This is a genomic window from Citrobacter sp. L55, assembly GCF_002850715.1.
In the GTDB taxonomy this organism is placed as follows: domain Bacteria; phylum Pseudomonadota; class Gammaproteobacteria; order Enterobacterales; family Enterobacteriaceae; genus Citrobacter; species Citrobacter braakii.
In genome coordinates this window covers 450,179-476,283 of sequence record NZ_KZ559400.1, presented here as the reverse complement: position 1 = coordinate 476,283, position 26,105 = coordinate 450,179, and the positions used below count along the sequence as shown (strand labels likewise).

The 26,105-nt window shown below is 55.8% G+C and carries 26 protein-coding genes and 1 pseudogene; 24 read left to right on the top strand and 3 right to left on the bottom strand.

Annotated elements, in window-relative coordinates; all coding sequences use genetic code 11:
• Positions 1-153 precede the first annotated feature (153 nt).
• Both nudK and B9P82_RS06745 read left to right on the top strand, forming a co-directional pair.
• Positions 154-729 (top strand): GDP-mannose pyrophosphatase NudK, encoded by a 576-nt coding sequence (gene nudK / locus B9P82_RS06750; protein WP_016157107.1) that lies wholly within the window; start codon positions 154-156, stop codon positions 727-729.
• A 123-nt stretch (positions 730-852) separates the two neighbouring features.
• Positions 853-1,896 (top strand): DUF1176 domain-containing protein, encoded by a 1,044-nt coding sequence (locus B9P82_RS06745; RefSeq protein ID WP_101700146.1) that lies wholly within the window; start codon positions 853-855, stop codon positions 1,894-1,896.
• On the opposite strand, the gene tkt is transcribed toward B9P82_RS06745, so the two are convergent.
• Positions 1,886-3,880, bottom strand: a complete 1,995-nt coding sequence (tkt, locus tag B9P82_RS06740) for a transketolase (RefSeq protein ID WP_101700119.1) — start codon at positions 3,878-3,880, stop codon at positions 1,886-1,888. The genes B9P82_RS06745 and tkt overlap by 11 nt on opposite strands.
• Before the next feature lie 280 nt (positions 3,881-4,160).
• Here tkt and maeB point away from each other — a divergent pair, with 280 nt between their 5' ends.
• The 18 genes and pseudogenes from maeB (at position 4,161) to eutR (ending at position 21,373) form a co-directional block, all read left to right on the top strand.
• Entirely contained in the window at positions 4,161-6,440 is a 2,280-nt protein-coding gene (maeB, locus tag B9P82_RS06730; RefSeq protein WP_016153959.1) for an NADP-dependent oxaloacetate-decarboxylating malate dehydrogenase, read from the top strand.
• Between the two features lie 160 nt (positions 6,441-6,600).
• A complete protein-coding gene (gene eutS / locus B9P82_RS06725; protein ID WP_003037995.1) occupies positions 6,601-6,936 on the top strand; it encodes an ethanolamine utilization microcompartment protein EutS in 336 nt (111 codons plus the stop codon).
• 12 nt (positions 6,937-6,948) lie between these two features.
• A complete protein-coding gene (gene eutP / locus B9P82_RS06720; protein ID WP_016153958.1) occupies positions 6,949-7,428 on the top strand; it encodes an ethanolamine utilization acetate kinase EutP in 480 nt (159 codons plus the stop codon).
• Positions 7,406-8,110 carry an ethanolamine utilization acetate kinase EutQ gene (gene eutQ, locus B9P82_RS06715; protein WP_047416392.1) on the top strand — a complete coding sequence of 235 codons (705 nt, stop codon included), beginning with the start codon at positions 7,406-7,408 and terminating at the stop codon, positions 8,108-8,110. Before eutP ends, eutQ begins: the two co-directional genes overlap by 23 nt.
• Positions 8,111-8,119: 9 nt before the next feature.
• Positions 8,120-8,923, top strand: a complete 804-nt coding sequence (gene eutT / locus B9P82_RS06710; protein ID WP_049282277.1) for an ethanolamine utilization cob(I)yrinic acid a,c-diamide adenosyltransferase EutT — start codon at positions 8,120-8,122, stop codon at positions 8,921-8,923.
• Positions 8,920-9,936, top strand: coding sequence for a phosphate acetyltransferase (gene pta / locus B9P82_RS06705; RefSeq protein WP_016153955.1), 1,017 nt, complete (start codon positions 8,920-8,922; stop codon positions 9,934-9,936). Before eutT ends, pta begins: the two co-directional genes overlap by 4 nt.
• A gap of 36 nt (positions 9,937-9,972) precedes the next feature.
• Positions 9,973-10,266 (top strand): ethanolamine utilization microcompartment protein EutM, encoded by a 294-nt coding sequence (eutM, locus tag B9P82_RS06700; protein WP_003835054.1) that lies wholly within the window; start codon positions 9,973-9,975, stop codon positions 10,264-10,266.
• Positions 10,267-10,380: 114 nt separating this feature from the next.
• Positions 10,381-10,668 carry an ethanolamine utilization microcompartment protein EutN gene (gene eutN / locus B9P82_RS06695; protein ID WP_016153954.1) on the top strand — a complete coding sequence of 96 codons (288 nt, stop codon included), beginning with the start codon at positions 10,381-10,383 and terminating at the stop codon, positions 10,666-10,668.
• An 11-nt stretch (positions 10,669-10,679) separates the two neighbouring features.
• On the top strand, positions 10,680-12,083 hold the full coding sequence (locus tag B9P82_RS06690; RefSeq protein ID WP_016153953.1) for an aldehyde dehydrogenase family protein: 1,404 nt from the start codon (positions 10,680-10,682) through the stop codon (positions 12,081-12,083).
• 12 nt (positions 12,084-12,095) lie between these two features.
• Positions 12,096-12,935, top strand: a complete 840-nt coding sequence (eutJ, locus tag B9P82_RS06685) for an ethanolamine utilization protein EutJ (protein ID WP_016153952.1) — start codon at positions 12,096-12,098, stop codon at positions 12,933-12,935.
• Positions 12,925-14,112 carry an ethanolamine utilization ethanol dehydrogenase EutG gene (gene eutG / locus B9P82_RS06680; RefSeq protein ID WP_101700118.1) on the top strand — a complete coding sequence of 396 codons (1,188 nt, stop codon included), beginning with the start codon at positions 12,925-12,927 and terminating at the stop codon, positions 14,110-14,112. The genes eutJ and eutG overlap by 11 nt, the downstream gene beginning before the upstream one ends.
• A 27-nt stretch (positions 14,113-14,139) precedes the next feature.
• Positions 14,140-15,372 carry an ethanolamine utilization protein EutH gene (gene eutH / locus B9P82_RS06675; RefSeq protein WP_016153950.1) on the top strand — a complete coding sequence of 411 codons (1,233 nt, stop codon included), beginning with the start codon at positions 14,140-14,142 and terminating at the stop codon, positions 15,370-15,372.
• Positions 15,369-16,772 carry an ethanolamine ammonia-lyase reactivating factor EutA gene (gene eutA, locus B9P82_RS06670; RefSeq protein WP_016153949.1) on the top strand — a complete coding sequence of 468 codons (1,404 nt, stop codon included), beginning with the start codon at positions 15,369-15,371 and terminating at the stop codon, positions 16,770-16,772. The genes eutH and eutA overlap by 4 nt, the downstream gene beginning before the upstream one ends.
• A gap of 11 nt (positions 16,773-16,783) precedes the next feature.
• A pseudogene (gene eutB, locus B9P82_RS06665) lies at positions 16,784-18,144 on the top strand (ethanolamine ammonia-lyase subunit alpha).
• Positions 18,145-18,164: 20 nt separating this feature from the next.
• Entirely contained in the window at positions 18,165-19,061 is an 897-nt protein-coding gene (eutC, locus tag B9P82_RS06660) for an ethanolamine ammonia-lyase subunit EutC (protein ID WP_016153947.1), read from the top strand.
• Between the two features lie 9 nt (positions 19,062-19,070).
• Positions 19,071-19,730, top strand: a complete 660-nt coding sequence (gene eutL / locus B9P82_RS06655) for an ethanolamine utilization microcompartment protein EutL (protein WP_016153946.1) — start codon at positions 19,071-19,073, stop codon at positions 19,728-19,730.
• Positions 19,731-19,741: 11 nt separating this feature from the next.
• Positions 19,742-20,272 carry an ethanolamine utilization microcompartment protein EutK gene (eutK, locus tag B9P82_RS06650; RefSeq protein ID WP_016157100.1) on the top strand — a complete coding sequence of 177 codons (531 nt, stop codon included), beginning with the start codon at positions 19,742-19,744 and terminating at the stop codon, positions 20,270-20,272.
• A gap of 48 nt (positions 20,273-20,320) precedes the next feature.
• Complete coding sequence (gene eutR, locus B9P82_RS06645) at positions 20,321-21,373, top strand: HTH-type transcriptional regulator EutR (RefSeq protein ID WP_019077354.1); 1,053 nt, start codon at positions 20,321-20,323, stop codon at positions 21,371-21,373.
• 67 nt (positions 21,374-21,440) lie between these two features.
• On the opposite strand, the gene hemF is transcribed toward eutR, so the two are convergent.
• Both hemF and amiA read right to left on the bottom strand, forming a co-directional pair.
• Complete coding sequence (gene hemF, locus B9P82_RS06640) at positions 21,441-22,340, bottom strand: oxygen-dependent coproporphyrinogen oxidase (protein WP_016157099.1); 900 nt, start codon at positions 22,338-22,340, stop codon at positions 21,441-21,443.
• A 2-nt stretch (positions 22,341-22,342) separates the two neighbouring features.
• Entirely contained in the window at positions 22,343-23,212 is an 870-nt protein-coding gene (amiA, locus tag B9P82_RS06635; RefSeq protein WP_016153942.1) for an N-acetylmuramoyl-L-alanine amidase AmiA, read from the bottom strand.
• 211 nt (positions 23,213-23,423) lie between these two features.
• Between amiA and B9P82_RS06630 the strand changes: the two genes are divergently transcribed.
• From B9P82_RS06630 to yfeX, 4 genes are all read left to right on the top strand, one after another.
• A complete protein-coding gene (locus B9P82_RS06630; protein WP_003038048.1) occupies positions 23,424-23,849 on the top strand; it encodes a GNAT family acetyltransferase in 426 nt (141 codons plus the stop codon).
• Positions 23,836-24,285 carry a DUF2919 domain-containing protein gene (locus B9P82_RS06625; protein ID WP_016157098.1) on the top strand — a complete coding sequence of 150 codons (450 nt, stop codon included), beginning with the start codon at positions 23,836-23,838 and terminating at the stop codon, positions 24,283-24,285. The genes B9P82_RS06630 and B9P82_RS06625 overlap by 14 nt, the downstream gene beginning before the upstream one ends.
• A 59-nt stretch (positions 24,286-24,344) precedes the next feature.
• On the top strand, positions 24,345-24,920 hold the full coding sequence (locus B9P82_RS06620) for an RpoE-regulated lipoprotein (protein WP_016153940.1): 576 nt from the start codon (positions 24,345-24,347) through the stop codon (positions 24,918-24,920).
• 93 nt (positions 24,921-25,013) lie between these two features.
• Complete coding sequence (gene yfeX, locus B9P82_RS06615) at positions 25,014-25,913, top strand: porphyrinogen peroxidase (RefSeq protein ID WP_016153939.1); 900 nt, start codon at positions 25,014-25,016, stop codon at positions 25,911-25,913.
• The last annotated feature ends 192 nt before the right edge of the window (positions 25,914-26,105 follow it).

Here is a 26,105-nt window from a genome sequence, read left to right as displayed (position 1 = left end):
CTAAGAAGGCCGGATAAGGCGCGTTAGCGTTGCTATCCGGCTCTGCGCCGCCTAATTGCCTGATGGCGCTTCGCTTATCAGGCCGACATTGCACCAAGACAAACCCGGTTTCACGGCGTAGTATTATTTCTCACTTCTTGCTGTGGAGCCGGTATGTCGCAAAAAATTACCCTCATCAAAGATAAAGTCCTTTCCGATAACTACTTCATCCTGCGCAATATCACCTATGACCTGACCCGTAGCAATGGTGAGGTGATTCGTCACAAACGCGAGGTTTACGATCGCGGCAACGGCGCCACTATCCTGCTGTATAACCCGGAGAAGAAAACGGTGGTGCTCATCCGCCAGTTTCGCGTCGCCACCTGGGTCAATGGTAATGAAAGCGGTCAACTGATTGAAACCTGCGCCGGGCTGCTGGATAACGACGAACCGGAAGCGTGCATTCGGAAAGAGGCCATTGAAGAGACCGGCTTTGAAGTGGGTGAAGTGCGTAAGCTGTTTGAGCTCTATATGTCGCCGGGCGGCGTGACGGAGATAATTCATTTCTTTATTGCACAATACAGCGACAGCCAGCGGGCAAATGCGGGTGGAGGGGTGGAAGATGAAGATATTGAGGTTCTGGAGCTGCCGTTCACCCAGGCGCTGGAAATGATTAAAACGGGTGAGATCCGTGACGGTAAGACGGTGCTATTGCTGAACTATTTGCAGTCGTCGCATCTCATGGACTAATGCGCGGGATTTATATTTCTTTACAAATTTTCGGCCAATCCGACGATTCTTATTGAGCCACATCAGTCGCGCAAGGAAGATACCGCTTAGGCTGTGTGTTTTGACTTCGGGGTTGTACCGTCCATGCGCTATCGCGTTATTTTACTTTTCCTGCTCGGGTTGTTACCCGTCCGTTTGCTGTGGGCCGCGCCCGCGCAACAGACGTTTTCTGACTGGCAGGTGACGTGCAATAACCAAAACTTTTGCGTGGCGCGCAATACCGGAGAACATCACGGCCTGGTCATGACCTTGAGCCGCAGTGCCGGGGCACATACCGACGCCGTGTTGCGTATTGAACTGGGTGGGCTGGAATCGCCCACAGCCAAAGAGAGCGATATTGCGCCACGTCTGCTACTGGATGGCTCAGCGCTCACGCTTCGCGGCGAACACTGGCGTATTACCCCCTGGCAGCTGATGACCGATGATCCGGCCACCATCAGCGCATTTTTAACAACCGTACAGGACGCGAAGGCGATAACCCTGCAAAAAGGGGCGCAAAACCTGTCCCTGGTCGGGCTAAAAGCCGCGCTGCTTTTTATCGACGCCCAGCAAAAACGGGTCGGCAGCGAAACCGCATGGATCGAAAAAGGCGACGAGCCTCCGCTCAGCGTGCCTCCCGCTCCCGCTTTAAAAGGCGTGGCTGTGATTAACCCAACGCCAACGCCTCTCACGCAACAAGAGCGCAGTGAATTGCTGGATTACGGTAACTGGCGGATCAACGGTATTCGCTGTTCGATCGATCCGCTGCGTCGCGAGATGCGCGTCACGGCCTTAACGGATGATAAAGCGCTGCTGATGATCGGCTGTGAAGCCGGGGCATATAACACCATCGATCTGGCGTGGGTGGTTTCACGTACTACCCCGTTGACGTCACGGGCGGTACGGCTAAGCCTGCCTTTTAAAACGGATGCGGAAAGCCGCGATATGGAGCTGACCAACGCCACGTTTGATGAGAAGTCGCGCGAGCTGGTAACCCTCGCTAAAGGACGAGGGTTGGCAGATTGCGGTATCCAGACCCGCTGGCGCTACGACGGCCAGCGTTTTCGTCTGGTGCGCTATGCCCAAGAGCCAAGCTGCGATAACTGGCATGGGCCAGATGCCTGGCCCACGCTGTGGATCACACGTTAAGCACCTTATGCGCTTTGTCGACAATGTTATCCACCGTAAAGCCGAAGAACGGGAACAGCTTGTCTGCCGGAGCCGACTCCCCATAACCCGTCATACCGACAATCGCCCCTTTCAGCCCAACATATTTGTACCAGTAGTCGGCAATTCCTGCTTCTACCGCCACGCGCGCGCTGACGTTTGAGGGGAGAACCGATTCCCGATACGCCTCATCCTGGGCGTCGAAGATATCGGTTGAGGGCAGAGAAACCACCCGCACGTTACGACCTTCACCGGTCAGTTTTTCCGCCGCCAGCAGCGTGATTTCCATTTCTGAACCGGTAGCAATCAGGATAACATCCGGCTTACCGCCACCATCCTTCAGCACATAGCCGCCGCGGGCAATCTGCTGCACTTGCTCAGGCGTCCGCTCAACCTGCGCCAGATTTTGCCGCGAGAGGATCAGCGCCGTTGGCCCGTCATGGCGTTCGACCGCCAGCTTCCAGCCTACCGCCGCTTCAACCTGATCGCAGGGTCGCCAGGTGCTGAAATTAGGCGTCAGACGCAGGCTGGCGAGCTGTTCGACGGCCTGGTGCGTGGGACCATCTTCCCCAAGGCCAATCGAGTCGTGGGTATAAACCATGATTTGTCTGGCTTTCATCAGCGCCGCCATGCGTGCGGCATTACGGGCATATTCGACAAACATCAGGAATGTTGCGGTGTACGGTACGAAGCCCCCGTGGTGAGCGATACCGTTGGCAATTGCGGTCATGCCAAACTCCCGCACGCCGTAGTGGATGTAGTTTCCTGCATGATCCTCTTTAAGAGAAGTGGAGCCTTTCCAGATGGTCAGGTTGCTGGGCGCCAGATCCGCCGAACCGCCAAGCAGCTCAGGCAGTATCGGCCCGTAGGCGTTCAGGGTATTTTGCGAGGCCTTACGGGTGGCGATTTTGGCCGGATTGGCCTGCAGCTCGGTGATATATTTCTGGGTCGTTTCTTCCCACTCTTCCGGCAGTCCACCGCTCATCCTGCGGGTAAACTCTGCCGCCAGATCCGGATGCGCATGTCGATAAGCGGCGAATTTCTCATTCCAGCTCTGTTGGGCTTTCTCGCCTTTTTCACGAGCGTCCCACGCCCGGTAAATCTCTTTGGGGATTTCAAAGGCAGGATGATGCCACCCCAACTTCTGCCGGGTCAGCGTCACTTCTTCTTCACCCAGCGCAGCGCCGTGCGCTTCCTCTTTCCCGGCTTTATTCGGTGAACCAAAACCAATCACCGTGCGGCAGATAATCAGCGACGGTTTATCGGTAACGGCCTGTGCTTCCTGAATCGCTTTTTTCACCGCCTCAGGGTCATGACCGTCAATCTCGTGCACTACATGCCAGTGATAGGCCTCAAAGCGTTTCGCGGTATCGTCGGTAAACCAGCCGTCGGTTTCGCCATCAATTGAGATGCCGTTGTGATCGTAAAAGCCGATGAGTTTGCCAAGTCCCAGGGTGCCCGCCAGCGAGCACACTTCGTGAGAAATGCCCTCCATCAGACAGCCGTCGCCCATAAAGACCCAGGTATAGTGATTAACAATCTCGTGGTCTGGCTGGTTAAACTGCGCCGCCAGGGTGCGTTCTGCAATCGCCATTCCGACAGCGTTGGCTAAACCCTGACCCAACGGTCCGGTGGTGGTCTCCACGCCCGGTGTATAGCCAATTTCCGGGTGTCCTGGCGTCTTCGAATGGAGCTGGCGGAAGTTCTTTAACTCTTCGAGCGGCAGGTTGTAGCCGGAAAGATGCAACAGGCTGTAAAGCAGCATTGAGGCGTGGCCATTGGATAAAATAAACCGGTCACGATCGTACCAGGTGGGATCGGACGGGTTATGGCGCAGGAAATCGTTCCACAGCACTTCGGCGATATCGGCCATCCCCATTGGTGCTCCAGGGTGGCCGGAGTTAGCTTTTTGGACGGCATCCATACTTAGCGCACGAATGGCATTGGCAAGCTCTTTACGGGTCATAGGAAATACTCCTTGAAAAGTAAAGTGTTAGATGCGTGTTGTGATTCACACTTTTGAGATAATTGCGGGTGTTGTCAGCAAAAAGCATAGCAGACAAGCATGGTATTGCTGGCTTAAGCAGGTAACATAGATGTTATAAATTGATAACAAATTCTTTCTTTGAATGGTGAGAGTATGGGGACCTTCAAAGTTTGTGCCGTTGACTGAGGTGATAATGTGCGGCTCAGTAGAATGGTTACCCGCGCCACTTTTTTGATAGATACGTGAAAGGAACAACAAGATGGATGACCAGTTAAAACAAAGCGCCCTCGATTTCCACGAATTTCCGGTACCCGGTAAAATCCAGGTTTCTCCGACCAAGCCTCTGGCAACCCAGCGCGACCTCGCGTTGGCCTACTCGCCGGGCGTGGCTGCACCGTGTCTTGAAATTGAAAAGGACCCGCTGGCAGCCTACAAATACACCGCACGCGGCAACCTGGTTGCGGTTATTTCCAACGGTACTGCGGTTCTGGGCCTGGGTAATATTGGCGCGCTGGCCGGTAAACCAGTGATGGAAGGTAAAGGCGTTCTGTTTAAGAAATTCGCCGGGATTGACGTGTTCGACATCGAAGTTGATGAACTCGATCCGGATAAATTTATCAACGTGGTAGCGGCACTTGAACCAACGTTTGGCGGCATTAATCTCGAAGATATCAAAGCGCCGGAGTGCTTCTACATTGAGCAAAAACTCCGTGAGCGCATGAATATTCCGGTATTCCATGATGACCAGCACGGCACGGCAATCATCAGTACTGCCGCAATCCTTAACGGTCTGCGGGTGGTTGAGAAAAATATCTCTGATGTGCGCATGGTGGTGTCCGGTGCAGGTGCGGCGGCGATTGCCTGTATGAACCTGCTGGTGGCGCTGGGGATGCAGAAACACAACATTGTGGTCTGCGACTCCAAAGGGGTGATTTACAAAGATCGTGAACCAAACATGGCGGAAACCAAAGCGGCATACGCAGTGGTGGATGACGGTAAGCGTACGCTGGATGATGTCATTGACGGCGCGGATATTTTCCTCGGTTGCTCTGGTCCGAAAGTGCTGACGCAGGAAATGGTTAAGAAGATGGCGCGTGCGCCAATGATCCTGGCCCTCGCCAACCCGGAACCGGAAATCCTGCCGCCACTGGCGAAAGAGGTGCGTTCCGACGCCATCATTTGCACCGGCCGTTCCGACTACCCGAACCAGGTTAACAACGTCCTGTGCTTCCCGTTCATCTTCCGCGGCGCGCTGGACGTCGGCGCTACTGCCATCAACGAAGAGATGAAACTGGCCGCGGTACACGCCATTGCTGAGCTGGCGCACGCCGAGCAGAGCGAAGTGGTGGCCTCCGCCTATGGCGACCAGGACCTGAGCTTCGGGCCGGAATACATTATTCCGAAACCGTTCGACCCGCGTCTGATCGTCAAAATCGCCCCTGCGGTGGCGAAGGCGGCGATGGATTCCGGTGTGGCAACGCGTCCGATTGCCGACTTTGATGCTTACATCGATAAGCTGACCGAATTCGTCTACAAAACCAACCTGTTCATGAAGCCGATTTTCTCCCTGGCACGCAAAGCGCCGAAGCGTGTGGTGCTGACTGAAGGGGAAGAGGCGCGTGTACTGCATGCCACGCAGGAGCTGATCACTTTAGGTCTGGCGAAACCGATCCTGATCGGTCGTCCGAGCGTTATCGAAATGCGTATCCAGAAACTGGGTCTGCAGATCAAAGCGGGCGTCGATTTTGAGATTGTCAACAATGAGTCAGATCCGCGCTTTAAAGAGTACTGGAGCGAGTACTACCAGATTATGAAACGTCGTGGTATTACCCAGGAGCAGGCGCAGCGTGCGGTAATTGCCAACACCACGGTGATCGGCGCGATCATGGTGCAGCGCGGCGAAGCGGATGCAATGATCTGCGGTACGATAGGCGACTACCATGAGCACTTCAGCGTGGTGAAAGAGGTGTTTGGTCATCGCGATGGCGTGCATACTGCCGGGGCGATGAACGCCTTGCTGCTGCCAAGCGGTAACACCTTTATCGCCGATACCTACGTTAACGACGATCCTACGCCGGAGCAACTGGCGGAAATCGCCGTGATGGCGGCAGAAACCGTGCGCCGCTTTGGTATCGAACCGAAGGTGGCGCTGCTGTCGCACTCCAACTTTGGTTCATCTAACTGTCCGTCGGCCAGCAAAATGCGCGAAGCGCTGGAGCTGATTAAGGCGCGTGCGCCAGAGTTGATGATTGATGGCGAAATGCACGGCGATGCCGCGCTGGTGGAAAGCATCCGTCATGACCGCATGCCGGACAGTCCGCTGAAAGGCTCAGCGAATATTCTGGTGATGCCGAATATGGAAGCTGCCCGTATTAGTTACAACTTACTACGCGTTTCCAGCTCTGAAGGCGTAACGGTCGGCCCGGTGCTGATGGGGGTTGCGAAACCGGTTCACGTATTAACGCCGATCGCTTCTGTTCGTCGTATCGTTAATATGGTGGCGCTGGCGGTTGTAGAAGCCCAAACTCAGCCGCTGTAATTTCACTTTAATTTATTTCCGGCGCGGGTTTCTCCCGCGCCTTTTTATTTCCCCTTTCTTAGTGATCCACTTCACCTTTTAAACATGGTTGCCGAATTTTGTTATTTACTCTGACAAAAAATTGCCACGATGAGGGCAGTTTTAGCGGAGGCGGTGAGCAATGGAAAAAGAACGCATTATTCAGGAATTTGTGCCGGGGAAACAGGTTACGCTGGCGCATCTCATTGCGCACCCTGGTGAGGAACTGGCGAAAAAGATCGGCGTTCCCGAAGCGGGCGCTATCGGCATCATGACGCTGACGCCAGGCGAAACCGCGATGATTGCCGGTGACTTAGCTATGAAGGCGGCAGATGTACATATCGGCTTTCTCGATCGATTCAGCGGTGCGCTGGTCATCTACGGCTCGGTAGGCGCGGTAGAAGAAGCGTTATTACAGACGGTAAGCGGTCTGGGTCGGTTATTAAATTTCACTTTGTGCAACCTGACAAAAAGTTAATCAGAGGCGGCGATGAAACGTATTGCGTTTGTCGGTACGGTGGGGGCGGGGAAAACAACGCTCTTTAATGCGCTACAGGGAAATTATTCCCTCGCCAGAAAAACACAGGCCGTGGAGTTTAATGAAAATGGCGATATCGACACGCCAGGAGAATATTTTAGCCATCCGCGCTGGTATCACGCCTTAATTACCACGCTGCAGGATGTTGATACGTTGATTTATATACACGCGGCAAATGATAAAGAAAGTCGCTTACCTGCCGGGCTGTTGGATATCGGCGCCAGTAAACGACAAATCGCCGTTATCAGCAAAACGGACATGCCGGATGCCGACGTCGCCGCAACGCGACAACTACTTCGCGGGATAGGGTTCCAGGAGCCGATTTTCGAACTCAACAGCCATGACCCGCGCAGCGTGCAGCACCTGGTGGATTATCTGACTGAGCTCAGCCAAAAGGAGGAAAGGGCAGGTGAAAAAACTCATCACAGCTAACGATATTCGTGCGGCCCACGCACGCGGCGAACAGGAAATGTCGGTTGTTCTGCGCGCCAGCATCATCACCCCGGAGGCGCGCGAAGTTGCGGAGCTGCTGGGCGTCACCATCAGTGAATGCGATGAATCCGCGCCAACCGCTGCTGCTGTCGCACCGGTTGCGGTGGATGATGGCAAAACGGAAAGCCAGCGCATTCGCGAAACCATCATTGCGCAGTTACCGGAAGGGCAGTTTACCGAAAGCCTGGTCGCCCAACTGATGGACAAAGTCATGAAGGAGAAACAGTCGCTGGAGCAGGGCGGAATGCAGCCGAGCTTTAACTCGGTGACCGGCAAAGGCGGCGTCAAAGTCATCGACGGCAGCAGCGTGAAGTTTGGTCGTTTTGACGGCGCACAGCCGCACTGCGTGGGTTTAACCGATCTGGTGACCGACCAGGACGGTAGCAGCATGGCCGCCGGGTTCATGCAGTGGGATAACGCTTTTTTCCCATGGACGCTGAACTACGACGAAATCGACATGATTCTGGAAGGCGAGCTGCACGTTCGCCACGAAGGCGAAACCATGATTGCTAAAGCCGGGGACGTGATGTTTATCCCGAAAGGCTCCAGCATCGAATTTGGTACGCCATCGACGGTGAAATTTCTGTATGTGGCCTGGCCTGCGAACTGGCAGTCCTGCTAAGGCGGATGTATGAAGGATTTCATTACCGAAGCGTGGCTTAGAGCGAATCATACGCTCAGCGAAGGGGCTGAAATTCATCTCCCCGCTGATGCTCGCCTGACGCCATCTGCCCGGGAATTACTGGAAAGCCGACATCTGCGCATTAAGTTTATCGACGAGCAGGGCAGCCTGTTTATTGATGACGAAGAACAGCAGCCGCAGCCGGTGCATGGTTTAACCAGCAGCGATACGCATCCACAGGCCAGTTGCGAACTGTGTCATCAACCGGTGGTGAAGAAAGCAGACACGCTGACGCATCTGACAGCGGACAAGATGGTCGCTAAAAGTGACCCGCGCCTGGGATTTCGCGCCGCGCTGGACAGCACCATCGCCCTGGCCGTGTGGTTGCAGATAGAGCTGGCGGAACCGTGGCAGCCGTGGCTGGCGGATATCCGTTCGCGTCTGGGCAACATTATGCGCGCCGACGCTATCGACGAGCCGCTGGCAGCACAAGCTATCGTCGGTTTAAGCGACGAAGATTTACACCGGCTTTCGCATCAGCCGCTGCGCTATCTGGACCACGACCATCTGGTGCCTGAAGCCAGTCATGGCCGTGATTGCGCGTTGCTTAATCTGCTGCGTACCAAAGTTCGTGAAACGGAGACGGTGGCGGCCCAGGTATTCATCACCCGTAGTTTTGACGTGATGCGACCGGACATCATGCAGGCGCTCAATCGCCTTTCCAGTACGGTTTACGTGATGATGATTCTGAGCGTAGCGAAGCATCCACTGACGGTTAGCCAAATTCAACAGCGACTGGGGGAGAAGCAATGATCATTGAACGTGCTCGTCAACTCGCCCAGCGCTCACCTGCACGGGTGGTGTTCCCGGATGCGCTGGATGTTCGGGTGTTGAAAGCGGCAAATTACCTGCATCAGCACGGTCTGGCACATCCTGTTCTCGTCGCCAGTCCGTTTGCGCTGCGCCAGTTTGCCCTCAGCCATCGGGTGGCAATGGATGGCATTCAGGTTATCGACCCGCAAAGCAACCAGTCCATGCGTGAAGAGTTTGCGCTGCGCTGGCTGGCCCGCGCGGGAGATAAAACGCCTGCAGATGCGCTGGAAAAACTCAACGATCCGCTGATGTTCGCCGCCGCCATGGTTAGCGCGGGTAAAGCTGACGTCTGTATTGCGGGCAATTTGTCGTCGACAGCAAACGTGCTGCGCGCTGGGTTACGCATTATTGGGTTACAGCCAGGCTGTAAAACGCTGTCGTCAATTTTCCTGATGCTGCCGCAGTACCTCGGGCCGGCATTAGGGTTTGCCGATTGCAGCGTCGTGCCGCAGCCCACAGCCGCGCAGCTGGCGGATATTGCGATTGCCAGCGCGCAGACATGGCAGGCGATCACCGGTGAAGAACCGCGCGTGGCCATGCTGTCGTTTTCAAGTCAAGGCAGCGCTCGTCATCCTAACGTCGCTAACGTGCAGCAGGCTACGGAGATCGTTCGTGAGCGCGCCCCTCAGCTTACCGTGGATGGGGAACTGCAATTTGATGCCGCCTTTGTTCCGGATGTCGCCGCGCAAAAAGCGCCCGCCAGTCCGTTAAAGGGCAATGCCAATGTGATGGTCTTCCCATCGCTGGAGGCAGGCAATATTGGCTACAAAATCGCCCAGCGTCTGGGAGGGTATCGTGCCGTAGGTCCGTTGATCCAAGGGCTTGCCGCACCGCTTCATGACCTCTCTCGCGGCTGTAGCGTACAGGAAATTATCGAACTGGCGTTGGTGGCAGCAGTGCCGCGTCAGACTGACATGAGTCGTGAAAACGCCTCACACACACTGGTTGTTTAGGTCCCGTTCTGGACCCCTTAATGAGAGGAAAACACAATGGAAGCATTAGGAATGATTGAAACCCGGGGCCTGGTTGCACTGATTGAGGCTTCTGACGCAATGGTTAAAGCGGCACGCGTGAAACTGGTCGGCGTGAAGCAGATCGGCGGCGGTCTGGTTACTGCAATGGTCCGTGGCGACGTAGCGGCATGTAAAGCCGCAACGGATGCTGGTGCTGCTGCTGCACAGCGTATTGGTGAGCTGGTTTCCGTACACGTAATCCCGCGTCCGCATGGCGATCTGGAAGAAGTGTTCCCGATCAGCTTTAAAGGCGACAGCAACGACATGTAAGTCGTCCATGTGACGCCACAGACTTCATTGCTGGCGTCACCCTCTCTCCTTTTCACATTACCTTCTGCGGAGGGTAGGGGGAGGTTTTACCTGAAATATGCCACGGAGGCGCGTATGAAACTGGCAATCGTCACAGGACAAATTGTTTGTACCGTACGCCATCAGGGGCTCGCGCACGACAAGTTGCTGATGGTGGAAATGATTGATGCCTGCGGAAATCCCGACGGGCAATGTGCTGTTGCTATCGACAGCATTGGGGCGGGAACCGGAGAGTGGGTGCTGCTGGTCAGCGGAAGCTCAGCCCGTCAGGCGCACCGTAACGAATCATCACCTGTCGATCTGTGCGTGATTGGCATTGTTGATGAAGTGGTGGCAGGTGGTCAGGTGATCTTCCATAAATAAGGCAGAAAATCATGAATCAACAGGATATTGAACAGGTCGTGAAAGCGGTACTGCTGAAAATGAAAGACAGCAGCCAACCCGTCAGTGCCGTTCAAGAAATGGGCGTTTTTGCCTCCCTGGATGACGCAGTGGCGGCAGCAAAACTGGCCCAGCAAGGGCTGAAAAGCGTTGCCATGCGCCAACTGGCTATCACGGCTCTACGTGAGGCGGGTGAAAAACATGCCCGAGAATTAGCGGAACTTGCCGTCACAGAAACCGGCATGGGACGCGTTGAAGATAAATTTGCCAAAAATGTGGCGCAGGCACGCGCCACGCCGGGCGTGGAATGCCTGTCTCCACAGGTTCTGACCGGTGATAACGGCCTGACGCTGATTGAAAACGCGCCGTGGGGCGTGGTGGCCTCGGTGACACCGTCCACCAACCCGGCTGCGACCGTTATTAACAACGCCATCAGCCTGATTGCGGCTGGCAACAGCGTGGTCTTCGCACCGCATCCGGCTGCCAAGGGCGTGTCTCAGCGCGCTATCACTCTGCTTAACCAGGCGGTAGTTGCTGCAGGCGGACCGGCAAACCTGCTGGTTACCGTGGCCAATCCGGATATTGAAACCGCCCAGCGTCTGTTTAAGTACCCAGGCATCGGCCTGCTGGTGGTGACCGGCGGTGAAGCCGTAGTGGATGCCGCGCGTAAGCACACCAACAAACGTCTGATTGCCGCCGGTGCGGGAAATCCGCCGGTGGTGGTTGATGAAACGGCTGATCTGGCACGCGCAGCCCAGTCGATCGTCAAAGGCGCTTCGTTTGACAACAACATTATCTGCGCCGACGAAAAAGTGCTGATCGTGGTCGATAGCGTCGCTGATGAGCTGATGCGTCTGATGGAAAGCCAGCATGCAGTCAAGCTGACCACGGCTCAGGCCGAACAGCTGCAACCGGTGCTGCTGAAAAATGTCGATGAACGCGGTAAAGGCACGGTCAGTCGTGACTGGGTAGGTCGCGACGCAGGAAAAATCGCTGCGGCGATTGGTCTGAACGTACCGGAGCAAACCCGGCTGTTGTTCGTCGAAACCTCTGCGACTCACCCGTTTGCCGTAACCGAACTGATGATGCCGGTTCTGCCGGTCGTGCGGGTCGCCAACGTCGATGAGGCCATTGAACTGGCGGTCAAGCTTGAAGGCGGCTGTCACCATACGGCGGCGATGCACTCGCGCAATATCGACAACATGAACCGCATGGCCAACGCCATTGATACCAGCATTTTCGTTAAGAACGGACCGTGCATTGCCGGTCTTGGACTCGGCGGCGAAGGCTGGACCACGATGACCATTACCACGCCAACCGGGGAAGGGGTGACCAGCGCACGCACGTTTGTGCGTCTGCGTCGCTGTGTGTTGGTGGATGCCTTCAGAATTGTATAAGGAGTGAACGACATGGCGCACGACGAACAACGTTGGCTGACACCCAGATTGCTAAAAGCGGCAACGCTATGTAACCAGACGCCCGTAAAGAGCGATTCACCGCTGTGGCTGGGCGTGGATTTGGGGACGTGTGATGTGGTGTCGATGGTTGTCGACAGTGACGGACAGCCGGTTGCGGTTTGCCTGGACTGGGCCGACGTCGTGCGCGATGGCATCGTCTGGGATTTCTTCGGTGCGGTGACCATCGTTCGTCGCCATCTCGATACGCTCGAACAACAGTTGGGTTGCCGCTTTACCCACGCGGCAACCTCGTTTCCACCGGGAACTGACCCACGGATCTCGATCAACGTGCTGGAATCTGCCGGGCTTGAAGTCAGTCATGTGCTCGACGAACCGACCGCGGTGGCAGACCTGTTGCAGCTTGATAACGCTGGCGTGGTGGATATCGGTGGCGGTACCACCGGGATTGCGATTGTGAAGCGAGGCAAGGTGACTTACTCCGCCGATGAAGCGACCGGCGGGCACCACATTTCTCTGACGCTTGCCGGGAACCGTCGCATCCAGTTGGAAGAGGCGGAGCAGTACAAACGCAGCAACGGTAAAGAAATCTGGCCGGTGGTTAAGCCGGTCTACGAAAAAATGGCGGAAATTGTGGCTCACCATATTGCCGGACAGGGCGTGGCAGATTTATGGCTGGCCGGTGGTTCCTGTATGCAGCCGGGCGTTGATGAACTGTTTCGTAAGCGTTTCCCGGAACTGCAGGTGCATTTACCCCAGCACAGCCTGTTTATGACCCCGCTGGCGATTGCAAATAGCGGAAAAGAAAAAGCGGAAGGAATCTATGCAAGCTGAATTGCAGACCGCGCTCTTTCAGGCATTCGATACCCTGAATCTGCAACGCGTAAAAACGTTTAGCGTTCCACCGGTTACGTTGTGTGGACTGGGAGCGCTCAGTACCTGCGGACAGGAAGCACAAACGCGCGGCCTGACGCATATGTTCGTCATGGTCGACAGTTTCCTGCACCAGGCGGGGATGACCGCCGCACTGGAACGCAGCCTGGCGATGAAAGGCGTGGCGATGACGCTGTGGCCATGTCCGGTGGGCGAACCGTGCATTACGGACGTCTGCGCGGCGGTCGCGCAACTGCGTGAATCGAAGTGCGATGGCGTAGTGGCCTTTGGTGGCGGTTCCGTATTGGATGCCGCAAAGGCTGTGGCGTTGCTGGTGACCAATCCTACCCAGACGCTGGCAGACATGGATGAGAGCAGCGCGTTACGCCCGCGTCTGCCGCTGATTGCCGTACCGACTACCGCCGGAACGGGTTCAGAAACCACTAATGTCACGGTGATTATCGACGCCGCGACCGGGCTTAAAAAAGTGCTGGCCCACGCAACCCTGATGCCGGATGTGGCGATTCTTGACGCCGCGCTGACGGAAGGTGTGCCCGCACACGTAACGGCGATGACCGGGATCGATGCGCTGACGCACGCCGTTGAAGCGTATAGCGCTCTGAACGCGACACCGTTTACCGACAGTCTGGCGATTGGCGCGATTGCGATGATAGGTAAATCGCTGCCGAAGGCCGTTGGCTATGGTCAGGATCTGGCGGCGCGAGAAAGCATGCTACTGGCTTCCTGTATGGCCGGGATGGCGTTTTCCAGCGCGGGGCTGGGCCTGTGTCACGCGATGGCGCACCAGCCGGGTGCGATGCTGCACATCCCACATGGACAGGCTAACGCCATGCTGCTGCCCACAGTAATGGGTTTCAACCGCATGGTGTGTCGTGAGCGTTTCAGCCATATCGGACGGGCGCTAACCAACAAGAAGTCGGACGATCGCGATGCCATCAACGCCGTCAGCGAGCTGATTAGCGAAGTGGGCCAGACCAAACGACTCTCTGACGTTGGGGCAAAGCCCGAGCATTACAGCGCATGGGCTCACGCCGCGCTGGAGGATATTTGTATTCGCAGTAACCCACGCACCGCCACGCAGGCCGACATTATCGCGTTGTATGCGGCGGCACAATAAATACACATATGACAGGGAGTGAAGGTTATGGGAATTAACGAAATCATCATGTACATCATGATGTTCTTTATGCTGATTGCCGCCGTGGACAGGATCCTGTCGCAGTTCGGCGGTTCGGCACGCTTCCTCGGTAAGTTCGGGAAGAGTATTGAGGGATCGGGCGGCCAGTTTGAAGAAGGTTTTATGGCGATGGGCGCGCTGGGTCTGGCGATGGTCGGTATGACCGCGCTGGCACCGGTACTGGCGCATGTGCTCGGGCCGGTGATTATTCCACTGTACGAAATGTTGGGCGCGAACCCGTCGATGTTTGCCGGAACGCTGCTGGCGTGCGATATGGGCGGCTTCTTCCTGGCGAAAGAACTGGCGGGCGGCGACGTTGCGGCGTGGCTGTACTCCGGCCTGATCCTCGGGGCGATGATGGGGCCGACGCTGGTCTTCTCTATTCCGGTTGCGCTGGGGATTATTGAGCCGTCCGACCGTCGTTATCTGGCGCTGGGCGTGCTGGCTGGGATCGTCACCATTCCGATTGGCTGTATTGCGGGTGGTTTGATCGCGATGTACTCCGGTGTCGAAATCAACGGGCAGCCGGTGGAGTTCACCTTCGCACTGATCCTGATGAACATGATCCCGGTGCTGATCGTTGCCGTGCTGGTGGCGCTGGGACTGAAATTCATCCCGGAAAAAATGATCAACGGCTTCCAGATCTTCGCGAAATTCCTGGTGGCGCTGATCACCATCGGTCTGGCGGCAGCGGTAATCAAATTCCTGCTCGGCTGGGAACTGATTCCGGGTCTTGATCCTATCTTCATGGCACCAGGTGATAAGCCGGGTGAAGTGATGCGCGCCATCGAAGTTATCGGTTCTATCTCCTGCGTGCTGCTGGGTGCGTACCCAATGGTACTGCTGCTGACCCGCTGGTTTGAAAAGCCGCTGATGAGCGTCGGTAACCTGTTAAAAATCAATAATATCGCGGCTGCGGGCATGGTGGCGACGCTGGCGAACAACATCCCAATGTTCGGCATGATGAAGAATATGGATACCCGCGGCAAAGTGATCAACTGCGCTTTTGCGGTCTCCGCAGCCTTCGCTCTGGGTGACCACTTAGGTTTCGCCGCGGCCAACATGAACGCGATGATCTTCCCAATGATTGTCGGCAAGCTGATTGGCGGCGTGACGGCGATTGGTGTGGCTATGCTGTTGGTACCGAAAGACGAAGATGTTCCGGCACCAGCAGAAACCAACCCGGAGGCGCAATCGTGAATACTCGCCAGCTACTCAGCGTCGGTATCGATATCGGCACCACCACCACTCAGGTGATCTTCTCACGCCTTGAGCTGGTCAACCGTGCGGCAGTGTCGCAGGTGCCGCGTTACGAATTCATCAAACGCGAAATTAGCTGGCAAAGCCCGGTGTTCTTTACCCCCGTTGATAAGCAGGGCGGGCTGAAAGAGGCCGAACTTAAGGCGCTGATTCTCGCCCAGTATCAGGCGGCGGGGATTGCGCCTGAGACCGTCGATTCCGGCGCGATCATCATTACCGGAGAAAGTGCCAAAACCCGCAACGCGCGACCAGCGGTGATGACGCTCTCTCAGTCGCTGGGGGACTTCGTGGTTGCCAGCGCCGGTCCGCATCTGGAATCAGTGATTGCCGGTCACGGCGCAGGGGCTCAAACCCTGTCAGAGCAGAAGTTGTGCCGCGTACTGAATATCGACATCGGTGGCGGGACGTCGAACTACGTCCTGTTCGATGCCGGAAAAGTCAGCGGTTCGGCCTGCCTGAACGTCGGCGGACGACTGCTGGAAACGGACGGTCAGGGGCGGGTGGTGCATGCGCATCAGCCTGGACAGATGATTGTTGATGACGTATTTGGTCCAGGCACCGACGCCCGGACCCTCAATGCGGCGCAGCTTGTTCAGGTGGCCCGACGGATGGCGGCGCTGATCGTTGAGGTGATTGACGGCACGCTGTCACCGCTGGCGCAGGCGCTGATGCAAACCGGTCTGTTGCCGACGGGTGTGAAGCCGGAAGTGATTACGTTGTCCGGCGGGGTGGGCGAGTGCTACCGCAACCAGCCTGCCGATCCATTCTGTTTTTCCGATATTGGGCCGCTGTTAGCGACGGCGCTGCATGAACATCCGCGCCTGCGTGAGATGAACGTGCAGTTCCCGGCGCAAACCGTGCGCGCCACGGTGATTGGCGCCGGTGCGCATACGCTGTCGCTTTCGGGCAGCACCATCTGGCTGGAAGGTGTGGCGCTTCCGCTGCGCAATCTGCCGGTGGCGATTCCGGTTGATGAGGCTGATTTGGTGGCCGCCTGGCAACAAGCGCTGATGCAGCTCGATCTGGACCCGCAAACAGACGCTTACGTGCTGGCGCTACCCGGTTCGCTGCCGGTGCGCTACGCCGCGCTGTTAACGGTTATTGATGCGCTACTGGCCTTTGTCGCGCGCCATCCGAATCCACATCCCCTGCTGGTGGTAGCCGAGCAGGATTTTGGTAAAGCCCTGGGCATGCTGTTACGCCCACAGTTACAGCAACACCCGCTGGCAGTCATCGATGAGGTGGTTGTCCGGGCGGGGGACTATATCGACATTGGTACGCCTCTTTTTGGCGGATCGGTTGTGCCGGTGACGGTGAAATCACTCGCATTTCCTTCCTGAGGGAACGACTTATGAAACTAAAGACCACATTGTTCGGCAATGTTTATCAGTTTAAGGATGTTAAAGAGGTGCTGGCAAAAGCCAACGAACTGCGTTCGGGGGATGTGCTGGCAGGGGTAGCTGCAACCAGTTCGCAAGAGCGAGTGGCGGCCAAACAGGTGCTGTCGGAAATGACGGTAGCGGATATCCGCAACAACCCAGTGATTTCCTATGAAGAGGACTGCGTGACGCGTCTGATTCAGGATGACGTCAACGAAACGGCCTATAACCGCATCAAAAACTGGAGTATCAGCGAGCTGCGCGAGTACGTGCTGAGCGATGAAACCTCCGTTGATGACATTGCGTTTACGCGCAAAGGATTAACGTCGGAAGTGGTCGCAGCGGTAGCAAAAATCTGCTCTAACGCGGACCTGATCTACGGCGGTAAGAAAATGCCGGTGATCAAAAAGGCCAACACCACCATTGGTCTGCCGGGCACCTTCAGCTGTCGTTTACAGCCGAACGACACCCGTGATGACGTGCAGAGTATTGCGGCACAAATCTACGAAGGGCTGTCCTTCGGGGCGGGCGATGCGGTGATTGGCGTTAACCCGGTAACCGATGACGTGGAAAACTTAAGCCGCGTACTTGATACCGTGTACGGCGTCATCGACAAATTCAATATCCCGACCCAGGGCTGCGTCCTGGCGCACGTTACTACCCAGATCGAAGCCATTCGTCGCGGCGCGCCGGGCGGGCTGATTTTCCAGAGTATCTGCGGCAGCGAGAAAGGCTTAAAAGAGTTTGGCGTTGAGCTGGCCATGCTGGATGAAGCGCGTGCAGTGGGCGCTGAGTTTAACCGTATCGCCGGGGAAAACTGCCTGTACTTCGAAACCGGACAAGGGTTGCGCTTTCTGCTGGCGCTAACTTCGGCGCCGATCAGGTGACGATGGAAGCACGTAACTACGGTCTGGCGCGTCACTACGATCCGTTCCTGGTGAACACCGTTGTCGGCTTTATCGGGCCGGAGTATCTCTACAACGACCGTCAGATTATTCGCGCGGGTCTGGAAGATCACTTTATGGGCAAGCTGAGCGGCATCTCAATGGGCTGCGACTGCTGCTATACCAACCATGCTGATGCTGACCAGAACCTCAACGAAAACCTGATGATTCTGCTCGCCACCGCTGGCTGCAACTACATCATGGGCATGCCGCTCGGTGACGACATCATGCTCAACTATCAGACCACCGCCTTCCACGACACCGCGACCGTGCGCCAGTTGCTGAACCTGCGTCCGTCGCCGGAGTTTGAACGCTGGCTGGAAACCATGGGCATTATGGCAAACGGTCGCCTGACCAAACGGGCGGGCGATCCGTCACTGTTCTTCTGATGACGCGGGGATGACACACGATGGATCAAAAACAGATTGAAGAAATTGTACGCAGCGTGATGGCGTCAATGGGTGAGTCGCAGCCGCAGGCGCAAGCGCCGGCAGTACAAGCGCAATGCAGCACCACCCAGTGCGCCGCGCCGACCGGTGAAAGCTGTGCGATGGATTTAGGCTCAGCCGAGGCTAAAGCGTGGATTGGCGTTGAGAATCCGCACCGCGCAGAGGTGTTGACTGAACTGCGTCGCAGCACTGCGGCGCGTGTATGTACCGGTCGAGCCGGTCCACGTCCGCGTACCCAGGCGCTGCTGCGCTTCCTGGCCGACCACTCGCGTTCGAAAGATACGGTATTGAAAGAAGTGCCGGAAGAGTGGGTAAAAGCCCAGGGGCTGCTGGAAGTGCGCTCGGAAATCAGTGACAAAAACCTGTATCTGACGCGTCCGGATCTGGGGCGCCGTCTGAGTGCGGAAGCCATTGAAGCGCTGAAATCACAGTGTGTAATGAACCCGGATGTGCAGGTGATTATCTCTGATGGCCTGTCTACGGACGCTATCACCGCTAACTACGAAGAGATCCTGCCGCCGCTGTTGTCTGGCTTAAAACAGGCCGGATTGAAGGTCGGGACGCCGTTCTTTGTTCGCTATGGTCGCGTGAAAATCGAAGATCAGATCGGCGAACTGCTGGGCGCGAAAGCGGTGATCCTGCTGGTTGGGGAACGTCCGGGCCTGGGCCAGTCGGAAAGCCTTTCTTGCTACGCCGTCTATTCGCCGCGTGTGGCGACGACCGTTGAAGCTGACCGTACCTGTATCTCGAACATTCACCAGGGCGGTACGCCACCGGTTGAAGCGGCGGCGGTCATTGTGGATTTGGCCAAGCGCATGCTGGAGCAAAAAGCATCCGGCATCAATATGACCCGTTAAGGAGGCATCATGCCAGCATTAGATTTGATTAGACCTTCAGTCACCGCAATGCGCGTGATTGCCTCGGTAAATGACGGTTTTGCCCGTGAACTTAAATTACCGCCACATATACGTAGCCTCGGACTCATCACAGCAGATTCTGATGACGTGGCGTATATTGCCGCAGACGAAGCGACAAAACAGGCAATGGTGGAAGTGGTTTATGGCCGCTCGCTGTATGCCGGCGCGGCGCACAGTCCCTCTCCAACTTCGGGTGAAGTGCTGATTATGCTCGGTGGACCCAACCCGGCAGAAGTTCGCGCAGGTCTGGACGCGATGGTAGCCAATATTGAAAGCGGCGCGGCGTTTCAGTGGGCGAATGACGCAGAAGATACCGCCTTCCTGGCGCATGTGGTTTCGCGTACCGGCTCGTATCTCTCGGCGACCGCAGGATGCCGGCTTGGCGATCCGATGGCGTATCTGGTGGCGCCGCCGCTGGAAGCGACATTTGGTATTGATGCTGCGCTGAAATCGGCCGATGTACAACTGGTGACTTACGTTCCACCACCGTCAGAAACCAACTATTCGGCTGCGTTTATGACCGGTAGCCAGGCTGCTTGTAAAGCTGCATGTAACGCCTTTGCCGATGCCGTTCTGGATATTGCCCGTAACCCAATCCAGCGCGCGTAAGAGAGGTTGTGATGATCAATGCACTGGGATTACTGGAAGTGGATGGCATGGTCGCTGCCGTGGATGCGGCGGATGCCATGCTGAAAGCCGCGAACGTGCGCCTGCTTAGCCACGAAGTGCTCGATCCTGGCCGGTTGACGCTGGTGGTGGAAGGCGATCTGGCGGCGTGCCGCGCAGCGCTGGATGCCGGTAGCGCCGCTGCTGCGCGTACAGGCCGTGTTATCAGCCGTAAGGAAATCGGCCGACCGGACGATGATACCCAGTGGCTGATCGGCGGTTTTAAGCGCCAGCCGAAGAAACCAGAACAGAAGCCAGAAGTGAAAACAGATGTAAAAACGCAGAAGACGCAGGACGCCCCGTTGACGCCTGAATCCTCTGATCAACTTCTGACGCTGTTGGCATCGGTCCGTCAAGGAATGACGGCAGGGGAAGTGGCTGCCCACTTTGGCTGGTCACTTGATGAAGCCAGAAAGGCGCTGGAACAGCTCTTTTCTGACGGAGCGTTGCGTAAACGCAGTAGTCGCTATCGCTTAAAAAATTAACCTGTCGGAGGGCCGGGGGCTTCGTTGAAGCTTCCGGCTTAAAAGATCATGAAAAAGAACCGTACTGCAAACCTGCACCATCTTTATCATGAAGCATTACCCGAAGACGTTAAACTTACGCCGAAAGTGGAGGTGGACAACGTTCACCAGCGGCGAACAACGGATGTGTATGAGCATGCGCTGACGATTACCGCATGGCAGCAGATCTACGACCAGTTACATCCGGGAAAATTTCATGGCGAGTTCACGGAAATCCTGCTCGATGATATTCAGGTGTTCCGTGAATACACCGGACTGGCGTTGCGTCAGTCGTGTCTTGTCTGGCCGAACTCTTTCTGGTTTGGTATTCCGGCCACGCGCGGCGAACAGGGATTTATTGGCACCCAGTGTCTGGGGAACGCTGAAATTGCCACCCGCCCTGGCGGGACAGAGTTTGAACTGAGTACGCCGGATGATTACACCATTCTGGGTGTCGTCATTTCGGAAGAGGCGATTGCCCGTCAGGCCAACTTCCTGCATAACCCGGAAAGAGTGCTGCATATGCTGCGCAACCAGTCGGCGCTGGAAGTGAAAGAACAACACAAAGCCGCGTTATGGGGCTTTGTGCAGCAGGCGCTGGCGACGTTTAGCGAAAATCCGGAAAACCTCCATCAACCTGCGGTACGCAAAGTGCTGGGTGATAACCTGCTGCTGGCGATGGGCACTATGCTGGAAGAAGCGCAGCCGATTATCACGGCTGAGAGCATCAGCCATCAGAGCTATCGTCGCCTGCTGTCGCGTGCGCGGGAATATGTGCTGGAAAATATGTCAGAACCGCTGACCGTGCTCGATCTGTGTAATCAACTGCACGTCAGCCGCCGGACGTTGCAAAACGCCTTTCATGCGATCCTTGGTATCGGTCCGAATGCCTGGTTAAAACGCATTCGCCTGAACGCCGTACGTCGCGAGCTGATAAGCCCGTGGTCGCAGAGTACGACGGTGAAAGACGCCGCCATGCAGTGGGGGTTCTGGCATTTAGGGCAGTTTGCCACTGACTACCAGCAGCTGTTTGCGGAAAAACCTTCATTGACGCTGCATCAGCGCATGCGCCAGTGGGCATGATGCGATGAATGTGCCGGATGTGACGCAAATGCGTTTTATCCGGCCTGGGGGCTGGTATTGTCTGGGGTTACACCCAGTCGCGAACCTGAATAAACGCGCTAAGGGCGGCTTCCGGGCTGTTCGCTTCCGGCTGCCAGTCATACTCCCAGCGCACCAGCGGCGGCATCGACATCAGAATCGATTCCGTACGGCCGCCGGTCTGCAGACCGAATAACGTGCCGCGATCCCACACCAGGTTAAATTCCACATAGCGTCCGCGACGGTAAAGCTGAAAATTGCGTTCACGTTCGCCCCAGCTCATTGCTTTGCGGCGCTCAACGATGGGCAGATACGCTTCGGTATAGCCTTGACCTACCGCCTGCATAAAGGCGAAGCTGTGGTCGAAATCCGGCGTATTCAAATCATCGAAAAACAGCCCGCCAATGCCGCGCTGTTCGTTGCGATGCTTGAGGAAGAAGTAGTCATCGCACCACTTCTTGTAACGGGGATAAACGTCTTCGCCGAACGGCTGGCACAGATCTCGCGCCGTGCGGTGCCAGTGAACTGCATCCTCATCAAAGCCGTAGTAGGGCGTTAAGTCAAAGCCGCCGCCAAACCACCAGACCGGGTCAGTGCCCGGTTTTTCCGCGATAAAAAATCGCACGTTGGCGTGACTGGTCGGAATGTAGGGATTCTGCGGATGTACCACCAGCGAGACGCCCATGGCCTCAAAGCTGCGTCCCGCAAGCTCGGGGCGATGTGCGGTAGCCGAGGCCGGCATTGCCTCGCCGTGAACGTGGGAGAAGTTGACGCCCGCTTGCTCGAAAATACCGCCGTTACGCAGCACCCGGCTGCGCCCGCCGCCGCCTGCTTCACGTTGCCAGTTATCCTCAACAAACTCGGCGCCGTCTACGGCGGATAACTGCTGGCAAATATCATCTTGCAGGCTGAGCAGGAACTGTTTTACGCGCTGTGCATCGGGCTTCATGGTTAACGTTTCTTCGAGTGTGCTTTCTGGTTATCAAACCAGTGGAAATAGCTGATGATGCCATTGGCGATAGCGGTGGCGATTTTCTGGCGAAATGCCGCCGTACCTAGCAGACGTTCTTCTTCCGGGTTGGTTATGAACGAGGTTTCGACCAGTACCGACGGAATTGATGGTGATTTTAGCACCACGAAGGCGGCTTGTTCCGTGCTGCGGCTGTGAAGACGATGTACCGGCTTGATCTTCTTGAGAATATGCGAGCCTAACGTCAGGCTGTTTTTAATGGTATCCGTTTGCACCAGATCGAACAGCACCTGCTGCAGCAAATGGTCTTTATCGGTGGTCTTCTTCCCGGCCACTTCATCGGCCCGGTTTTCACGATCGGACAGATACTTCGCCATGGCGCTACTGGCACCGCGATTGGACAACGCAAAGACCGACGCACCTGCAGCGCTCGGATTGGTAAAACCATCGGCGTGGATCGACATGAACAGGTCCGCGCCATGCTTATGTGCGATCTCGACGCGATCGTAAAGCGGAATAAATGTATCGCCGGAGCGCGTCAGGCGCGCATCAATCCCCTGGTTGCGTAGAATCGAGCGCACGTTTTTGGCAATCGCCAGTACCACGTGCTTTTCCTTCGACCCATTGCGACCAATTGCGCCGGTATCAATCCCTCCGTGACCCGGATCAAGGACAACAACGCGCTTAGCGCCGGCTTTTTTCGCTTTCGGTTTGCTGTGTCCATTGCTGGTCTTAAGCGCTTCTTCTTTAGCGATGGCTTGCGACATGCCTGACAGCGTTAGGGCGGCCAGCCCGGCTTTCAACACCTGGCGGCGCGATGTGAGTGTTTTTAGTGGTTTAAAAGTGCTCATACGGCCTGAGTTGTAAAAAAAGGTTCTAAACGTTATATCGTATCGCGTTGTCCGTTGCGACGGATCGGGATAAGAATTGTTTTACTTTTCATTTCAATACGTGACAATTCCGTATTATGCCATTTTTTCCGCCGCTTCGCGTCAGATATTGGCTAAATCAGCCGTTCGCGCCATAATCGCTTTTTAACGTCCTGAAAAGGTAACCAATACCATGGAAATACGCGTTTTTCGCCAGGAAGATTTCGAAGAGGTGATCACCCTCTGGGAGCGCTGTGATTTGCTGCGTCCATGGAACGACCCTGAAATGGACATTGAGCGTAAAGTCAATCATGACGTCAGCTTGTTCCTGGTCGCTGAAGTGAATGGCGAGGTGGTCGGTACGGTGATGGGCGGATATGACGGGCATCGCGGCTCGGCCTATTACCTGGGCGTACATCCTGAGTTTCGCGGTCGCGGCATTGCCAATGCGCTGCTCAACCGGCTGGAGAAAAAGCTCATTGCCCGCGGTTGTCCGAAGATTCAAATCATGGTGCGTGACGATAATGACGTCGTACAGGGTATGTATGAACGTCTGGGTTATGAACATGCGGATGTACTCAATCTGGGCAAGCGTTTGATCGAAGATGAAGAGTACTGAGTTTCATCCGGCCGACTATGACGCTCATGGGCGTCTGCGCCTGCCTTTTCTCTTCTGGTGCGTGCTGCTGCTGCAGGCGCGCACTTGGGTTCTGTTTGTGATTGCCGGTTCTTCCCGTGAGCAGGGCAACACGCTGCTGAATCTGTTTTATCCCGATCACGACGCTTTCTGGCTGGGTTTGCTTCCCGGTGTTCCCGCGGTATTGGCATTTTTACTCAGCGGGCGACGCTTTGCGTTTCCGGTGGTATGGCGCTGGCTGCGCGGGTTACTGATCCTCGCTCAACTGGTGCTGCTGTGCTGGCAGCCGGTGATGTGGCTGGCAGGCGATCCGGTCAACGGTGTCGGGCTGGCGCTGCTGGTGGCGGATGTCGTTGCGCTGATCTGGCTGTTAACTAATCAACGTCTGCGCGCCTGTTTTTCCCTCGAGAAAGAATAACGGCACTTTTTGGCGAAACCGGACTCCAAGCAACGTTGATAAATAAGGAAGGAAGTGAAATGAAATCACTGCGTTTGACTTTATGCGCGATGCCGCTGCTATTGACCGGGTGTTCAACGTTGTCATCGGTGAACTGGTCTGCCGCCAATCCGTGGAACTGGTTTGGTTCTTCAACGCAGGTCACTGAGCAGGGCGTCGGAGCGTTAACTGGCGCAACCCCGCTGGATGAAAAAACCATTGCTGATGCGCTGGACGGTGATTACCGCCTGCGTAGCGGGATGAAGACCGATAACGGTAATGTGGTGCGCTTTTATGAAGCGATGAAAGATGACAAGCTGGCGATGGTTATCAATGGCAATCAGGGAACGATTAGCCGTATTGATGTAGTCGACAGCGATATTCCCTCTTCTGCGGGTGTCGAAATCGGTACACCGTTTAGCGACCTTTACACTAAAGCCTTTGGTAATTGTCAGAAGGCGACTGGCGATGACAGCGCGGGCGTTGAATGCAAAGCTGAGGGAAGTCAACATATTAGCTACGTCTTTTCCGGTGAGTGGAGCGGGCCTGAGGGCTTAATGCCGTCTGACGATACGTTGAAAGCATGGAAAGTAAGCAAAATTATCTGGCGGCGTTAATTTGCGTCTGAACAAATCGGCTTGTTAAAAAAACAGGTAGAATAGCGCCCATCAATGCCACGATGTCGTGGCATCTTTTTTTCAGGAGGAACAATGTCTCAGGTTCAGAGTGGCATTTTGCCAGAACATTGCCGTGCGGCGATTTGGATTGAAGCCAATGTTAAAGGCGACGTTGAGGCCCTGCGTGGGGCCAGCAAAACCTTCGCCGATAAGCTGGCGACCTTTGAAGCGAAGTTCCCGGATGCGCATCTGGGCGCGGTTGTTGCTTTTGGCAACAACACCTGGCGTACACTGAGCGGCGGCGTTGGCGCAGAAGAGTTAAAAGACTTTATCCCTTACGGTAAAGGTCTTGCGCCAGCCACCCAGTATGATGTGCTGATTCATATTCTCTCTTTGCGTCATGACGTGAATTTCTCCGTTGCACAGGCGGCAATGGAAGCCTTTGGCGACTGTATTGAAGTCAAAGAAGAGATCCACGGTTTCCGTTGGGTTGAAGAGCGCGATCTCAGCGGCTTTGTTGACGGTACGGAAAACCCGGCAGGCGTTGAAACGCGCCGTGAAGTCGCGGTTATTAAAGATGGCGTGGATGCTGGTGGCAGCTATGTGTTTGTGCAGCGTTGGGAACATAACCTGAAGCAGCTTAACCGCATGAGCATTCATGACCAGGAAATGATGATTGGGCGTACCAAGGAAGCCAACGAAGAGATCGACGGTGATGACCGTCCGGTTACTTCTCACCTGAGCCGTGTCGATCTCAAAGAAGATGGTAAAGGACTGAAAATTGTGCGCCAGAGCCTGCCATACGGCACCGCCAGCGGTACGCACGGCCTCTATTTCTGTGCCTATTGCGCCCGTTTGCACAACATCGAGCAGCAACTGCTGAGCATGTTTGGCGACACTGACGGCAAGCGCGACGCGATGCTGCGCTTCACTAAACCGGTGACCGGCGGCTATTATTTCGCGCCATCGCTGGATCGTTTGCTGGCCCTGTAATTTTTTGATGCCAGATGGCGCTGATGCCGCCATCTGGCACAATATAGCTCTCCCTTGAACCACCCAACGTCCGCCATGCTGATGATGCACTCGCGTTGACGCTCATCCTGAAAAATCACCTCCCACGTTCATTATTATTTACCTGCCAGTTTCTCGGTTATGACAACGGTATTAAATGGAATTATTTAGAAT

Excerpts from the sequence above, each read along its gene's own strand:
- eutR (WP_019077354.1), top strand. The coding sequence starts at position 20,321 with ATGAAAAAGAACCGTACTGCAAACCTGCACCATCTTTATCATGAAGCA.
- pta (WP_016153955.1), top strand. The coding sequence starts at position 8,920 with ATGATCATTGAACGTGCTCGTCAACTCGCCCAGCGCTCACCTGCACGG.
- tkt (WP_101700119.1), bottom strand. The coding sequence starts at position 3,880 with ATGACCCGTAAAGAGCTTGCCAATGCCATTCGTGCGCTAAGTATGGAT.
- B9P82_RS06745 (WP_101700146.1), top strand. The coding sequence starts at position 853 with ATGCGCTATCGCGTTATTTTACTTTTCCTGCTCGGGTTGTTACCCGTC.
- maeB (WP_016153959.1), top strand. The coding sequence starts at position 4,161 with ATGGATGACCAGTTAAAACAAAGCGCCCTCGATTTCCACGAATTTCCG.
- eutG (WP_101700118.1), top strand. The coding sequence starts at position 12,925 with ATGCAAGCTGAATTGCAGACCGCGCTCTTTCAGGCATTCGATACCCTG.
- eutT (WP_049282277.1), top strand. The coding sequence starts at position 8,120 with ATGAAGGATTTCATTACCGAAGCGTGGCTTAGAGCGAATCATACGCTC.
- B9P82_RS06690 (WP_016153953.1), top strand. The coding sequence starts at position 10,680 with ATGAATCAACAGGATATTGAACAGGTCGTGAAAGCGGTACTGCTGAAA.
- eutL (WP_016153946.1), top strand. The coding sequence starts at position 19,071 with ATGCCAGCATTAGATTTGATTAGACCTTCAGTCACCGCAATGCGCGTG.
- eutC (WP_016153947.1), top strand. The coding sequence starts at position 18,165 with ATGGATCAAAAACAGATTGAAGAAATTGTACGCAGCGTGATGGCGTCA.
- amiA (WP_016153942.1), bottom strand. The coding sequence starts at position 23,212 with ATGAGCACTTTTAAACCACTAAAAACACTCACATCGCGCCGCCAGGTG.
- yfeX (WP_016153939.1), top strand. The coding sequence starts at position 25,014 with ATGTCTCAGGTTCAGAGTGGCATTTTGCCAGAACATTGCCGTGCGGCG.
- eutK (WP_016157100.1), top strand. The coding sequence starts at position 19,742 with ATGATCAATGCACTGGGATTACTGGAAGTGGATGGCATGGTCGCTGCC.
- eutS (WP_003037995.1), top strand. The coding sequence starts at position 6,601 with ATGGAAAAAGAACGCATTATTCAGGAATTTGTGCCGGGGAAACAGGTT.
- eutM (WP_003835054.1), top strand. The coding sequence starts at position 9,973 with ATGGAAGCATTAGGAATGATTGAAACCCGGGGCCTGGTTGCACTGATT.
- hemF (WP_016157099.1), bottom strand. The coding sequence starts at position 22,340 with ATGAAGCCCGATGCACAGCGCGTAAAACAGTTCCTGCTCAGCCTGCAA.
- nudK (WP_016157107.1), top strand. The coding sequence starts at position 154 with ATGTCGCAAAAAATTACCCTCATCAAAGATAAAGTCCTTTCCGATAAC.
- eutN (WP_016153954.1), top strand. The coding sequence starts at position 10,381 with ATGAAACTGGCAATCGTCACAGGACAAATTGTTTGTACCGTACGCCAT.
- eutJ (WP_016153952.1), top strand. The coding sequence starts at position 12,096 with ATGGCGCACGACGAACAACGTTGGCTGACACCCAGATTGCTAAAAGCG.
- B9P82_RS06620 (WP_016153940.1), top strand. The coding sequence starts at position 24,345 with ATGAAATCACTGCGTTTGACTTTATGCGCGATGCCGCTGCTATTGACC.
- B9P82_RS06625 (WP_016157098.1), top strand. The coding sequence starts at position 23,836 with ATGAAGAGTACTGAGTTTCATCCGGCCGACTATGACGCTCATGGGCGT.
- eutP (WP_016153958.1), top strand. The coding sequence starts at position 6,949 with ATGAAACGTATTGCGTTTGTCGGTACGGTGGGGGCGGGGAAAACAACG.
- eutH (WP_016153950.1), top strand. The coding sequence starts at position 14,140 with ATGGGAATTAACGAAATCATCATGTACATCATGATGTTCTTTATGCTG.
- B9P82_RS06630 (WP_003038048.1), top strand. The coding sequence starts at position 23,424 with ATGGAAATACGCGTTTTTCGCCAGGAAGATTTCGAAGAGGTGATCACC.